At 68.9% G+C, this 13,610-nt stretch carries 12 protein-coding genes; all 12 read left to right on the plus strand.

Features of this window, described 5'->3' with window-relative positions; genetic code table 11:
- The first annotated feature begins 4 nt into the window (after positions 1-4).
- The 12 genes from C5O79_RS34315 (at position 5) to C5O79_RS34370 (ending at position 13,360) form a co-directional block, all read left to right on the plus strand.
- Positions 5-922, plus strand: coding sequence for a dihydrodipicolinate synthase family protein (locus C5O79_RS34315; RefSeq protein WP_122474632.1), 918 nt, complete (start codon positions 5-7; stop codon positions 920-922).
- A gap of 141 nt (positions 923-1,063) precedes the next feature.
- On the plus strand, positions 1,064-2,356 hold the full coding sequence (locus C5O79_RS34320) for an MFS transporter (RefSeq protein ID WP_122474631.1): 1,293 nt from the start codon (positions 1,064-1,066) through the stop codon (positions 2,354-2,356).
- A gap of 52 nt (positions 2,357-2,408) precedes the next feature.
- Positions 2,409-3,356: a hypothetical protein gene (locus C5O79_RS34325; RefSeq protein ID WP_047852040.1), complete on the plus strand. Its 948-nt coding sequence runs from the start codon at positions 2,409-2,411 to the stop codon at positions 3,354-3,356.
- A 1-nt stretch (position 3,357) separates the two neighbouring features.
- Positions 3,358-4,317, plus strand: coding sequence for an amidohydrolase family protein (locus C5O79_RS34330; protein WP_122474630.1), 960 nt, complete (start codon positions 3,358-3,360; stop codon positions 4,315-4,317).
- A gap of 189 nt (positions 4,318-4,506) precedes the next feature.
- A complete protein-coding gene (locus C5O79_RS34335) occupies positions 4,507-5,781 on the plus strand; it encodes a sugar ABC transporter substrate-binding protein (RefSeq protein WP_047852042.1) in 1,275 nt (424 codons plus the stop codon).
- Complete coding sequence (locus C5O79_RS34340) at positions 5,765-6,724, plus strand: sugar ABC transporter permease (RefSeq protein WP_226235373.1); 960 nt, start codon at positions 5,765-5,767, stop codon at positions 6,722-6,724. The genes C5O79_RS34335 and C5O79_RS34340 overlap by 17 nt, the downstream gene beginning before the upstream one ends.
- Entirely contained in the window at positions 6,724-7,551 is an 828-nt protein-coding gene (locus C5O79_RS34345; protein WP_162489652.1) for a carbohydrate ABC transporter permease, read from the plus strand. The genes C5O79_RS34340 and C5O79_RS34345 overlap by 1 nt, the downstream gene beginning before the upstream one ends.
- Before the next feature lie 10 nt (positions 7,552-7,561).
- Positions 7,562-8,596 (plus strand): NAD(P)-dependent alcohol dehydrogenase, encoded by a 1,035-nt coding sequence (locus C5O79_RS34350; protein WP_122474629.1) that lies wholly within the window; start codon positions 7,562-7,564, stop codon positions 8,594-8,596.
- 3 nt (positions 8,597-8,599) lie between these two features.
- Positions 8,600-9,793 (plus strand): sn-glycerol-3-phosphate ABC transporter ATP-binding protein UgpC, encoded by a 1,194-nt coding sequence (gene ugpC, locus C5O79_RS34355; protein WP_122474628.1) that lies wholly within the window; start codon positions 8,600-8,602, stop codon positions 9,791-9,793.
- A 30-nt stretch (positions 9,794-9,823) separates the two neighbouring features.
- Positions 9,824-10,759, plus strand: coding sequence for an AraC family transcriptional regulator (locus tag C5O79_RS34360; RefSeq protein WP_046548888.1), 936 nt, complete (start codon positions 9,824-9,826; stop codon positions 10,757-10,759).
- Positions 10,756-12,222 carry a xylulokinase gene (gene xylB, locus C5O79_RS34365; RefSeq protein ID WP_122474627.1) on the plus strand — a complete coding sequence of 489 codons (1,467 nt, stop codon included), beginning with the start codon at positions 10,756-10,758 and terminating at the stop codon, positions 12,220-12,222. The genes C5O79_RS34360 and xylB overlap by 4 nt, the downstream gene beginning before the upstream one ends.
- 109 nt (positions 12,223-12,331) lie before the next feature.
- Positions 12,332-13,360, plus strand: coding sequence for a MerR family transcriptional regulator (locus C5O79_RS34370; RefSeq protein WP_122474626.1), 1,029 nt, complete (start codon positions 12,332-12,334; stop codon positions 13,358-13,360).
- Positions 13,361-13,610: the final 250 nt, after the last annotated feature.

Here is a 13,610-nt window from a genome sequence, read left to right on the forward strand (position 1 = left end):
CGCCATGAACGCACGCTACCAGGGCGTCTTTCCGGTTGTGCCGACGATCTTCGACGCAACCGGCGCGCTCGATCTCGACGGCCAGCGCCGCTGCCTCGAATTCATGATCGATGCCGGCTCGCAGGGCCTCTGCATCCACGCGAACTACTCCGAGCAGTTCGCGCTTGGCGACGACGAACGCGACCTGATCACGCGCGTCACGCTCGAACACGTCGCGGGCCGCGTGCCGGTGATCGTCACGACGTCGCACTTCAGCGCGCGCATCTGCGCGGCACGCAACCGGCGCGCGCAGGCGCTCGGCGCAGCGATGGTGATGGCGATGCCGCCGTATCACGGCGCGACGTTCCGCGTGCCGGAGGCACAGGTGCGCGCGTTCTTCCGCGAAGCCGCCGACGGTCTCGACATTCCGCTGATGATCCAGGACGCGCCCGCAAGTGGCGTCGCGCTGTCCGCACCGTTCCTCGCGTCGCTCGCCCGCGAGATCGACGCGGTGTCGTACTTCAAGATCGAGACGGCCGGCGCCGCGTCGAAGCTGCGCGAGCTGATCGCGCTCGGCGGCGATGCGATCGAGGGGCCGTGGGACGGCGAGGAAGGCATCACGCTGCTCGCCGATCTCGATGCCGGCGCGACCGGCGCGATGACGGGCGGCGGCTATCCGGACGGGATCCGCCGGATCACCGACGCGTATTTCGCCGGTCGTCGCGACGAAGCCGTCGAGCAGTATGCGCGCTGGCTGCCGTTGATCAACTACGAGAACCGCCAGTCGGGCTTCCTGACCGCGAAGGCGCTGATGCGCGAAGGCGGCGTGATCGCGTGCGACACACCGCGCGCGCCGTGGCCCGAGCTGCCTCCCCCGGTGCGCGCCGGCTTGCTCGACGCGGCGCGGCGGCTCGATCCGCTCGTGCTGCGCTGGGGGCGCTAGGCGCGAGGCACCCGACATCGGTTCACCCGTGCAACGCCGCAGGGCGTTGCGCATCGGCGGCCGGTAAGACATCGGCGCGTCACGGCGTGACAGCGGTCCATCAGAAGACCGCCGCCGCCCACCACCAAGACTGGAGACACCATGACCCTGTTGAACCCGGCCACCCCGGCCTACGAAGCCGGCGAAGCCATTCCGCACCGCCGCTGGCTGCGCGTGATTCCGCCGCTGCTGCTCGCCTGCATCATTTCGTACATGGACCGCGTGAACATCGCGTTCGCGATGCCCGGCGGGATGAACGCCGATCTCGGCATGGACGCGACGATGGCCGGCCTCGCCGGCGGCATCTTCTTCTTCGGCTACCTGTTCCTGCAGATTCCCGGCGGCCGGCGCGCCGCGCTCGGCAGCGGCAAGACCTTCATCGCGTGGTCGCTCGTGAGCTGGGCCGTGCTGTCGGTGCTGACCGGGCTCGTCACGCACACCTGGCAACTGCTGACGCTGCGCTTCCTGCTCGGCGTGGCCGAAGGCGGGATGCTGCCCGTCGTGCTGACGATGGTCAGCCACTGGTTTCCCGACCGCGAACGCGGCCGCGCGAATGCGATGGTCATCATGTTCGTGCCGCTCGCCGGCATGATCACCGCGCCGCTGTCAGGCTTCATCCTCGCCGCGTACGACTGGCATCACCTGTTCTTCAGTGCGGGCGCGCTGTCGCTGCTGTGCCTCGTCGTGTGGCTGATGTTCGCCGACGACGGCCCGGAGACCGCGCGCTGGGTGTCGCCGCGCGAGAAGGCCTACATCCTCGACGCGCTGCGCGAAGAACAGGAGCGCAAGCGCGCGGCCGGCACGCCGGCGGCCGCATCGTTCGGCGAGCTGCTGCGCAACCCGACGATCTGGCTGTTGATCGCGATCAACTTCTGCTATCAGGTCGGCATCTACGGCTATACGATGTGGCTGCCCACCCTGCTGAAAAACCTCACGCACACCGGAATGGGCAAGATCGGCCTGCTCGCGATGCTCCCGTATGTCGCGATGGTGATCGGCATGTTCGTCACGTCGTATTTGTCTGACCGAACCGGCAAGCGCCGACTGTTCGTGCTGCTGCCGCTCGTCGGCTTCGCCGCGTGCCTCGCGCTGTCGGTGCTCACGCATGCGTCGATGGCCGTATCGTTCGCGTTCCTGATCGGCTGCGGCTTCTTCCTGCAGGCGGCCGCCGGCGTGTTCTGGGCGATTCCGCCGAAGCTCTGCAGCGTCGAGACGGCCGGCAGCGCGCGCGGCCTGATCAATGCGCTCGGCAATCTCGGCGGCTTCTGCGGCCCGTATGCGGTCGGCGTGCTGACCCAGCACGTGAGCGCGGCGGCCGGCGTGTACAGCCTCGCGATCACGCTCGCGGTGGCCGGCCTGCTCGCGCTGACGCTGCCGAAACGCTGCGAGGACTGACACCGGATACACGAATACGCAGGCTTGCTGACGCATTGACGGAGACACCCCCATGAACGACATCCTGTTGCTGGTGCAGAAATGCGCCCACACTTTCAGCTTCTACGACCTCGACACGAAAACCGCGCTCAAGCACATCGTGCTGCCGAACTTCCCGCACGAGTTCACCGTCGACGTGAACGAGCGCTTCGCGTACGTCGGCATCTTCGGGATCGAGACCGCGTGGTCGCGCGGCCATGAAGGCGATCACCGGATCGCCGAGATCGATCTCGTCGAACGCACGCACACGCGCATGCTCGACCTGTGGCCGTACTACCGGCCGCACGGGATGGCGAGCGACCGCGACGGCAGGCTGTACGCGATGAGCGAGGCGCACGACATGCTGCTCGTGTTCGACGAGCCGACCAAGCAGCCCGTGCCGAACATGGCCGTGCCGTCCGGCGGCGTGAAGACGCACCTCGTCACGCTCACGCGCGATGCAACCCGTGCGTACGGCGTGCACCTGCTGTCGAATACGGTCACGCAATTCCATCCGCGCGACGCGACGGTCGCGCCGCGCGCGGTGATGCCCGGCCCGCGCCCCGAAGGCAACGCGCTGTCGAGCGACGAACGCACGCTGTTCGTCGCGAATCGCGGCGACGACACGCTGGTCGAGATCGATACCGAAACGATGACTTGCGGGCGCCGCGTGAAGACGCGCAGCGATCCGAACCGCATCTACCGCACGAGCGCACCCGACGGCCGCGACCTGCTGCTGCTGACCAACTCGGGCGAGCGGTCGATCTCCGTGTTCGATGCGCGGCAGCTCGAGGAGATCGAACGCATCGCACTGCCCGCGAACCCGACCGCGCTGTCGTTCCATCCGTCACGGCGCGTCGCATACGTGTCGTTCCAGGACGACTACGTGCGCGAGCTCGATCTCGATACGTGGCGTTTCGTCGGTGCGTTGGCGACGCTGCGCGAGCCCGATGCGTCGTACGTGCTCGCCGGGGCACGCTGACATGCGCGACGCGCCGTCGCTCGACGGCATGCCGGAAGCGCTCGTCGATGCGCATCACCACCTGTGGCGGCTCCATGCCGGCGCGCACTATCCGTGGCTGCAGGAGGGCTACGATCCGGCGCGCTTCATGTTCGGCGACTACGCGGCGCTGTGCCGCGATTTCGGGGTGGACGATCTCCGGCACGCGGCGCAGGGTGTGCCGATCGTCGCGAGCGTGCACGTCGAGGCCGAACGGGCGCGCGACGAGGCGCTGGCGGAAACGCGCTGGCTGCACGAGGTCGCGGCGTCGCACGGGTTGCCGTCGGCGGTCGTCGCGTGGGTCGACCTGCTCGCGAATGATGCGGATGAGCGGCTTGCCGAGCAGGCCGCGTGGCCGCGCGTGCGCGGCCTGCGCTTCAAGCCGCGCACTGCGGCTGCGCCGGATGCGTCCGTCGACGGGCCGGGCACGCTGCGCGATCCGCGCTGGCTAGCCGCGCTGGAACGCCTCGCCGCGCATGGCCTGAGCTGGGATCTGCGCGTGCCGTTCTGGCATCTCGGCGAGGCGGCTTCGATGCTCGCCGATGCACCGGATGTCGACGTCGTGCTCGAACATGCGGGGCTGCCGTGGGATCGCTCGGATGCTGGGCTCGCACATTGGCGGCGCGGCATGGAGGCGCTTGCCGCGTCGCCGCGCGTGGTCGTGAAGATCTCCGAACTCGGCTTGCGCGATGCAGCGTGGAACGAGGCGGACAACGCACGAATCATCCGCGACGCGATCGCGATCTTCGGCGCGCAGCGCTGCCTGTTCGCCAGCAACTTTCCGGTGGCGGGGCTGCGCGTGTCGTATCCGGCGCTGCTGCGTACGTTCGCTCGCGCGATGACCCAACTCGATGACGCCGAGCGCCGCGCGATCTGGCATGACAACGCGCTGCGGGTGTACCGGATCGCGCTCGACACGCTGCACGGGCCAGCACGCGGATAAAACGCACTGTCCCGCCCTCTCCCGCCGTCCGGATGCCCCACCACCACATTTTGTGCACCGCACGACCCACCCTGAGCAAAAAGTATCGGTTGGCGTTTTCTTTTGATGTGGTGATCGCATCGCCCCCGTCACACCATTATTCCTGCCGTCATCGACGGCATTCGAACAAGCAGAATCAAGGAGACACGGGTGAACAAGATGCGAATCGTCGCAGCCGGCGTGCTGCTCGGCGCCTGTCTGCCGGGCGTCGCGGCCGCGCAGGTCTGCAAGGTGCCGACCCTTCGGGTGCTCGCGCAGAAGAGTCTCGGCCTGTCGGTCATGGAGAAGTCGCTGTCCGACTACGAGAAGAAGAGCGGCACCAAGGTCGAGATCAGCTACTTCGGCGAAAACGACCGCCGCGCGAAATCGCGGCTCGACGCGTCGACCGGCGCAGGCTCGTACCAGATCTACTACGTCGACGAGGCGAACGTCGCCGAATTCGCGTCGGCCAACTGGATCGTGCCGCTCCTCAAGTACTACCCGAAGGAATACGACTACGACGACTTCCTGCCCGGCCGCCGCGCGGTCGCGAGCTACAACGGCGTCGCGTACTTCGCACCGCTGATCGGCGGCGGCGACTTCCTGTTCTACCGCCGCGACCTGCTCGACGCCGCGCACATCCCGGTGCCGAAGACGCTCGACCAGCTCGTCGCCGCGATCAAGAAGCTCAACGCGCCGCCGAAGCTGTACGGCTGGGTCGCACGCGGCCAGCGCGGCTCGGGGATGAACGTGTGGCGCTGGTCGCCGTTCATGCTCGGCATGGGCGGCGCGTGGACCGACAAGGGCGGCCAGCCCGCATTCAACTCGCCGGCCGCGGTGAAGGCCACGCAACTCTACAGCGACCTGTTCAAGTACGCGCCGCCGGGCTCGGCGACCTACGACTGGAGCAACGCGCTCGAAGCGTTCCGCTCGGGCAAGGTCGCGTTCATGATCGAATCGACGCCGTTCGCGGACTGGATGGAGGATGCGAGCAAGTCGAGCGTGGCCGGCAAGGTCGGCTACACGCGCCCGCCCGCGCCGCTGCCGTCGGCCGCCTACGGCCACGGCTTCGCGATCTCGGCGGTCGGTGCGAAGGACGACTGCACGCGGATGGCCGCCGGCCGCTTCATTGCGTGGGCGACCAGCAAGGACCAGGAGCAGGCGCGGCTGCGCAACGGCGTGTTCAGCGACTACAACCGGTCGAGCACGATCGCGAGCCCGTACTTCAAGCAGCACGTCGCACCGCAGATCCAGGCCGGGCTGAACGACACCAACCCGGTCACGCAGGTGACGATCTGGCGCACGCCGCAGTGGCCGGATATCGGCGACAACCTCGGCATCGCGCTCGAGCAGGTATTCACCGGCACGCAGACGGATATCCGCGGCACGCTCGACGATGCAGACCAGTACGCGAAGGACGCGCTCGAACATGGCGCTCGCAAATGACGGCGCCGACGGACGCGCGCTCGGCGTCCGTCCGGCCTCTCCCGTAACGTCGGCCCGGCGCGGCCGCGCGCGCCGCGACCGCACGAGCCTGCCGTGGGTGTTCCTCGCGCCGACGCTCGCGCTGCTCGCGGTCCTGAGTCTCGTCCCGACGGTCGCCGCGATCAACCTCGCGCTGCGCAACCGCGTGCTGCGCTATCCGGACAGCGAATACGTCGGACTGCGCAACTTCATCCGGCTCGCCTCCGACCGTCGTTTCCTGAACGCGATCGAGGTGTCGGTGCTGTGGGAAGTCGTCACGGTGGCCGGCGCGGTGCTCGTCGGGATCGCGCTGGCCGTGTTCCTGTTCGAGCGCGTGCACGGCCGCTGGCGCCGTTTTGCATCGCTGGTGCTGATCATGCCGGTGCTGCTGCCGCGCGTATCGGCCGCGTTCATCTGGAAGTTCATGTATGCGCCGCTCACCGGCATCCTGAGCTGGCTGCTCGGCATGCTCGGGATCGAGAACACCGCGTTCCTCGCCGATCCGCATCTCGCGCTGTACGCGGTCGCACTGGTCGACGTGTGGCAATGGGGGCTGTTCTTCGCGGTCGTGATCCTGAAGCTGCTGGAGACGCTGCCGCCCGAGCCGCTCGAAGCCGCGCGGCTCGACTACGCGACGACGTGGCAGGTGCACGCGTACATCGCGCTGCCGATGCTGAAGGCGCCGCTCGTGAGCCTCGTGTTCATCAAGATGGTCGAGTCGTTGCGCTCGTTCGACCTGATCTACGTGATGACCAAGGGCGGCCCCGGCATCGCGACCGAAACGCTCGACCTGTACGCGTACCAGCAGGGCATCGGCCTCGCCGGCAAGGTGTCCTACGCGTCGGGCATGGCCGTGCTGATGATGGTCGCGACCACGCTCGTCTTCACGCTCATCTGGAAGAGGGTCAACAAATGGGACGACTGATGGCCCGCCGCGGCCCCGCCGCGACCGTTTCGCACCTGTCGACCGTCGTGATCGCCGCCGCGATCCTGCTCGTCGCCGCGTTCCCGCTGTTCTGGGCCGTGCTCAATTCGCTCAAGCACCTGCTCGACATCGTCACGCCCGTGCCGCGCTTCATCTTCACGCCGACGCTCGCGAACTACGAGCAGGTGCTGTCGAGCCCCGAGGTGCTGATCGGGCTCGGCAACAGCATCGCGATCGTCGGCGCGGCCGTGCTGATCGGCGCGGTGCTCGGCGTGCCGGCCGCGTATGCGATCGCGCGTTACCCGATACGCGGCAAGCGCGACATCCAGTTCTTCCTGCTGTCGCTGCGCTTCCTGCCGCCGGTCGCGGTCGCGCTGCCGCTGATCGCGATCTGGGTCGATCTCGGGCTGTACGACACGAAGCTGTCGATGATCGTCACGTACCTGCTCGTCACGCTGTCGACCATCACGTGGCTGTCGATCCCCGTGTTCCGCCGGCTGCCGCGCGAGATCGAGGAAGCCGCCGCGCTCGACGGCTACGGGCCGTACGCGGTGTTCTGGCACATCGCGCTGCCGGTGTGCGCGAGCACGCTGCTCGGCGGCATCGTGTTCAGCTTCGTGCTGGTGTGGAACGAACTGATGATCGCGCTCGCGCTCACGTCGTCGCGCAGCGCGACGCTGCCGGTGGTCGCGTCCGCGTTCACGTCGCTCGGCCAGGAAGTGCCGTGGGGCGTGATCAACGCGTCGACGGTATTGCTCGCGCTGCCGCCGCTCGTGTTCGTCGGCATGCTGAGCCGCCTGCTCAATTCGATGGTCAAGGGAAAATAAGGAGGATGTGTTGAAAGCACTCGTACTCGAACGCACGCGCGAACTCGCGCTGCGCGACATCGACCTGCCGCAGGCAGTCGGCCCTGGCGACGTCCGGATCAAGGTGCATACGGTCGGCGTCTGCGGCAGCGACGTGCACTACTACGTTCACGGCGGGATCGGCCCGTTCCGCGTCGACGCGCCGATGGTGCTCGGCCACGAGGCGTCCGGCACCGTCGTCGAGACCGGCGCCGGCGTCACGCACCTGCGCGTCGGCGATCGCGTGTGCATGGAGCCCGGCGTGCCGCGTCTCGATTCGACCGCGACGCTGCGCGGGCTCTACAACCTCGATCCCGACGTGCGCTTCTGGGCAACGCCTCCCATACACGGCTGCCTGACGCCGTACGTCGTGCATCCGGCCGCGTTCACGTACCGGCTGCCCGACAACGTGTCGTTCGCAGAAGGCGCGATCGTCGAGCCGCTGTCGATCGGCCTGCAGGCCGCGAAGAAGGCGGCGATGAAGCCGGGTGACCTCGCGGTCGTGATCGGCGCCGGCACGATCGGCGCGATGACGGCGCTCGCCGCGCTCGCCGGCGGCGCCGCGCGCGTGATCCTCGCCGACGTCGTGCCCGACAAGCTCGCGCTGTTCGCCGACAACCGCGCCGTCACGACCGTCGACGTGCGCACGCAGCCGCTCGCCGACGTGGTGGCCGAAGCAACCGACGGCTGGGGCGCGGACGTCGTGTTCGAAGCGAGCGGCAGCGCGAACGCGTATGCGGGCCTCGTCGACCTGATGTGCCCCGGCGGCTGCGCGGTGCTGATCGGCATGCCGGTCGCCCCGGTGCCGCTCGACGTGGTCGCGCTGCAGGCGAAGGAAGGCCGCATCGAATCGGTGTTCCGCTACGCGAACATCTTTCCGCGCGCACTCGCGCTGATCGCGTCCGGCGCGATCGACGTGAAGCCGTTCATCTCGCGCACGTTCCCGTTTTCCGAAGGCGTGCGCGCGTTCGAGGAAGCGGCGAGCGGCCACCCGCGCGACGTCAAGATTCAGATCGAAATGGATTGAGCCATGGCCCAGATCACCTGCAAGGCTTTGTCGAAGCACTACGACGGCGGCCCCGCCGTGCTGCATCCGCTCGACCTCGAGATCGCCGACGGCGAATTCATCGTGCTGCTCGGCCCGTCCGGCTGCGGCAAGTCGACGATGCTGCGGATGATCGCGGGCCTCGAGGCGATCACCGGCGGCGAGCTCGTGATCGGCGATGAGGTCGTCAACGACCTGCCGTCGCGCGAGCGCAATGTCGCGATGGTGTTCCAGAACTACGCGCTGTACCCGCACATGACCGTGTACGACAACATCGCGTTCGGCCTGCGGCGCCTGAAGGTGCCGGCCGACGAGATCGACCGCCGTGTGCGCGACGTCGCGCGCATCCTGAGCCTCGACGCACTGCTCGACCGCCGCCCGCGCGCGATGTCGGGCGGCCAGCAGCAGCGCGCGGCGATCGCGCGCGCGATGATCAAGACGCCGGCCGTGTTCCTGTTCGACGAGCCGCTGTCGAACCTCGACGCGAAGCTGCGCACGCAGTTGCGCGGCGACATCAAGCGGCTGCACCAGCGGCTGAAGACGACCACGCTGTACGTCACGCACGACCAGCTGGAGGCGATGACGCTGGCCGACCGCGTCGTGCTGATGCGCGGCGGCCACATCGAGCAGATCGGCACGCCGGCCGAGCTGTACGGGCAGCCGCACACGGTGTTCACCGCCGGCTTCGTCGGCACCCCGGCGATGAACTTCGCGGCGGGCACGATCGAGCGCCTCGGCGCGAACGTGCTGCTCGACTGCAACGGCGCGCGCTGGCCGCTCGCGTCGACGCGCTTCGCCGCGCTGCACGACGGCCAGAAGGTCAAGGTTGCGATCCGCCCGAACCACCTGCGGCTCGTCACCGAACCGGATCCGACCCCGGGCACGCTCACGCTCACCGGCACGGTCGAGCTCGTCGAGCTGCTCGGCGCCGAGGCGCTCGTCACGCTGGACTGGCACGGCCAGCCGTGCGCGGCCCTCGTGCCGGCCCCGATGGCCCCGGCGCAGGGCGCCGTGGTAGCGTTGCGCTTCGACGAAGCAGCCCTGCATCTGTTCGACGCCGGCACCGAGCGCAACGTCACGCTGCCGGACGCGAACCCCATCGCGCACGCGGCGCCGCCGGCGGCCGCGACGCGCACCACGCCGCCCGCCGCGACGGGCTGGTCGATGTCCCGTTCGTAGCACGCCGGCACGCCCCCGACGGAGCACACGATGAACCCGGATCTCGAGATCGTTCCCACCCACCGCGACGAATCGTTCCGCGCGTGGATCCACGACTATCCGCACTCGGTCGCGAAGTGGCACTTCCATCCCGAGTACGAGATTCATCTGATCCAGTCGTCGCACGGCAAGATGTTCGTCGGCGATCACATCGGCGATTTCGGCCCCGGCAACCTGATCATCACGGGGCCGAACCTGCCGCACAACTGGGTCAGCGAGCTCCCCGACGGTGAACGCGTGCCGTCGCGCGACGTCGTGCTGCAGTTCTCGCGCGACGCGATCGAGAAGATGGTCGGCGCGTTCAGCGAGCTGCAGCCGGTGATCGACCTGATCGACGATGCGGCGCGCGGCGTGCAGTTTCCCGACCGCGTCGGCCGCGACGTCGCGCCGCTGATGCTCGAACTCGCGAACGCGCACGGCTGCCGGCGCGTCGAGATCCTGATGTCGCTGTTCGACCGGCTGTCGTCGTGCCGCGAGCGGCGCGTGCTCGCCGGCCCCGGCTACCGCAGCGACGCGCAGCACTACATGTCGTCGACCATCAACCAGGTGCTGTCGTACCTGCAGCAGAACCTGCCCGGCATGCTGCGCGAGACCGACGTCGCCGCGTTCGCCGGGATGAGCGTCAGCACCTTCACGCGGTTTTTCCGCCGCCATACCGGCTCGTCGTTCGTGCGCTACCTGAACCGGCTGCGCATCAACGAGGCCTGCGAGCTGCTTATGTTTTCCGACCTGACGGTGACCGACATCTGCTACCGGGTTGGCTTCAACAACCTGTCGAATTTCAACCGTCAGTTTCTCGCGATGAAGCAGGTGCCGCCGTCGAGGTTCCGCGCGCTGCACCGGCTCAACGAACCGCACGGCCGCGACGACGCGCCGCCGCTTCGGCGTGCGCCGCAGCGCGCCCCAGACAGGATGCTTCACACGTGACATTTCTCGGCATCGATCTCGGCACGTCCGAGGTCAAGGTTCTCCTCACCGATTCCCGTTCGGTCCCGCTCGCGTCCGGCTCGGCCGCGCTGTCGATCAGCCGCCCGCATCCGCACTGGTCGGAACAGAGCCCGCAGGCGTGGTGGCACGCGATGCTCGATGCGATCGCGGCGGTGCGCGCCGCGCATCCGGCCGGCTTCGCCGCGCTGCGCGGCATCGCGCTCTCGGGGCAGATGCACGGCGCGACGCTGATCGATCGCGCGGACCAGGTGCTGCGCCCCGCGATCCTGTGGAACGATACGCGCGCCGGCACCGAGTGCGTCGAACTCGAGGCGCTGGTGCCGGAATCGCGCGCGATCACCGGCAACATGGCGATGCCCGGCTTCACCGCGCCGAAGCTGCTGTGGCTCGCGAAATACGAACCCGCCGTGTTCCGCGCGGTGCACAAGGTGCTGCTGCCGAAGGACTACCTGATCTGGCGCCTGTCCGGCGAATTCGTGTCCGAGATGTCCGATGCATCGGGCACGCTGTGGCTCGACTGCGCGCGCCGCGACTGGTCCGACCGGATGCTCGCCGCGACCGAGCTGTCGCGCGCGCAGATGCCGCGCCTCGTCGAGGGCAACGCCCCCGCCGCGCAGCTGCGTGACGCGCTGCGGCGCGAATGGGGCATCGCGGGGCCCGTGACGATCGCCGGCGGCGCCGGCGACAACGCGGCCTCCGCGATCGGCATGGGCGTCACGGGCGCCGGCAGCGGCTTCCTGTCGCTCGGCACGTCGGGCGTGCTGTTCGCCGGCAACGACCGCTTCGCGCCGAACCCGGATGCGGCCGTGCACGCGTTCTGCCATTGCGTCGAAGGGCGCTGGCACCAGATGAGCGTGATCCTGTCGGCCGCCGCGAGCCTCGACTGGCTCGCCCGTGCGCACGGCACGACCGCCGGCGAGCTCGCTGCACGCGCCGAACGCGCGAAACCGGCCCGCGCGCCGCTGTTCCTGCCGTATCTCGGCGGCGAGCGCACGCCGCACAACGACGCGCATGCGCGCGGCGTGTTCTTCGGGCTGTCCAACGAGCACGACGCGGACGATCTCGCGTATGCGGTGATGGAAGGCGTCGCGTTCGCGATGGCGGACGGCTACGACGCGTTGCGCGCGGCCGGCACGACGCTCGACGCGGTGTCGTTCATCGGCGGCGGTTCGAAGAGCGCGTTCTGGGCGCGGCTGTGCGCGAATGCGACTGGCCTCGCGATGCAGCGCCATGCGGACGGCGCGGTCGGTGCGGCACTCGGCGCGGCGCGGCTTGCACGCCTCGCCGCAACGGACGACCCGCTCGCGGAAGTCTGCGTCGCGCCGCCCGTCACGGAGACGGTCGCGCCCGACGCCGCCACGGCCGATCTGCTGGCGGGGCGGCTCGCACGCTACCGGCGGCTGTATCGCGTGTTGCGCGAAGAGTTCGCGGCCGCCGACTGACGCGCGGCGCGGCATGCGTCTTCGTCGATTCGCGCGTTGTCGCGCTTGACCCGGCCCTTGGGATCGCCTTTATGCTCGTCGTCACGAATCGACGACCCGAAGGTGACCCATGAGCGATGTCACGCGCGGCCTGAGCGCATCGGAAGCCGCTATGCGGCTCGGCGTATCGGCCAAGGCACTGCGGCTGTACGAGCGGCAAGGACTGGTTACGCCCGGACGAACGGTGGCCGGATACCGGGCCTATGGCCCGGACGATCTGGCGCGTGCGGCCGAAATCGCGGCGCTTCGCGCGCTCGGCCTGAGCCTGGCCCAGGTCGCGAACGTGCTGGGCGGCGACGCCCGCAGCTTGAGCGACGCATTGGCCACGCATGAAGCGGCGCTCGAAAGCGGTATTCAGGATCTGGTCGGCAAGGTCGACAGGGTTCGCGCGGTCCGCGCCGATCTCGCGCGCGGCCGAATGCCCGACGACGGCGAATTGACGCGCCTGCTCGCTCCGGCGGCCACCGCAGGCGTTGCGTTCAGCCTCCCCTGGCCGTGGGCCGGCGAATGGTTCGAATTTCGCGATATCCGTCCGCTGAACTACATCATCGGTTCGCTGGGCAGCGGCAAAACCCGGCTCGCGCATCGGCTGGCCGAGGCATTGCCCGGCGCCGCGTTCATCGGGCTGGACCGGCTGGAAGATGGCGGCGTGGCGGCCTTCGCCGCGTTACGGGCCGATCCGGCGCTGAAGACGCGCGTCGAACGCACGTCAGCATGGCTCGCCGACGAAGGCGCCACGCCGTCCCCGGCGCTCACCATCCTGCTCGCCGGCCTCGAGGCGGACGGCACCGGCGCTTTGGTCGTGGACATGATCGAACAGGATCTCGACCAGCCCACGCAGGAGGCGCTGATTGCGTGCCTTCGCCAGCGTGCCGGAGCCGGCGGCATGCGGCCGCTGTTCATGCTGACCCGCTCGTCGGCCGTGCTGGACCTGTCGGCCGTCGGGCCCGACGAAGCGATCATTCTGTGTCCCGCGAACCATAGCCCGCCGGCCCGCGTCGCACCGTACCCCGGCGCACCGGGCTACGAAGCGGTGGCCACGTGTCTCGCGTCGCCGGCCACCCGCGCGCGGATCGCACGGCGGCCGGAGGCGGGGTAGCGGCATCGGCTCGGCCCGGCATCACGGTCGACGATGATCGGCGTGTGCGGCTCGGGCAGCCGATGCCGCAGGTCGACAGAGTATTGGCAGCAGTGTGTGCAGAGAATCAGCGACTTGCGTCCAGTCGCGCCACCGATGCCGGGGCTGGGAGTCAGAGTTCGTGTAATTGGTCCACTGCGGCGCCAACGTAAGGGGATTTCGTAGCGCCCGGTTGACTGCAGCCGACCCGAAGCGGCTTTCCAGAAAGGGG

Origin of the sequence: Burkholderia sp. SRS-25, assembly GCF_004343765.1 — a bacterium.
GTDB classification, from domain to species: Bacteria; Pseudomonadota; Gammaproteobacteria; order Burkholderiales; family Burkholderiaceae; genus Burkholderia; species Burkholderia contaminans.

Bases quoted from the DNA above. Each gene is read 5' to 3' on its own strand.
- C5O79_RS34340 (WP_226235373.1), top strand. From the start codon at position 5,765: ATGGCGCTCGCAAATGACGGCGCCGACGGACGCGCGCTCGGCGTCCGT.
- C5O79_RS34360 (WP_046548888.1), top strand. From the start codon at position 9,824: ATGAACCCGGATCTCGAGATCGTTCCCACCCACCGCGACGAATCGTTC.
- C5O79_RS34330 (WP_122474630.1), top strand. From the start codon at position 3,358: ATGCGCGACGCGCCGTCGCTCGACGGCATGCCGGAAGCGCTCGTCGAT.
- C5O79_RS34325 (WP_047852040.1), top strand. From the start codon at position 2,409: ATGAACGACATCCTGTTGCTGGTGCAGAAATGCGCCCACACTTTCAGC.
- C5O79_RS34370 (WP_122474626.1), top strand. From the start codon at position 12,332: ATGAGCGATGTCACGCGCGGCCTGAGCGCATCGGAAGCCGCTATGCGG.
- C5O79_RS34320 (WP_122474631.1), top strand. From the start codon at position 1,064: ATGACCCTGTTGAACCCGGCCACCCCGGCCTACGAAGCCGGCGAAGCC.
- ugpC (WP_122474628.1), top strand. From the start codon at position 8,600: ATGGCCCAGATCACCTGCAAGGCTTTGTCGAAGCACTACGACGGCGGC.
- C5O79_RS34315 (WP_122474632.1), top strand. From the start codon at position 5: ATGAACGCACGCTACCAGGGCGTCTTTCCGGTTGTGCCGACGATCTTC.
- C5O79_RS34345 (WP_162489652.1), top strand. From the start codon at position 6,724: ATGGCCCGCCGCGGCCCCGCCGCGACCGTTTCGCACCTGTCGACCGTC.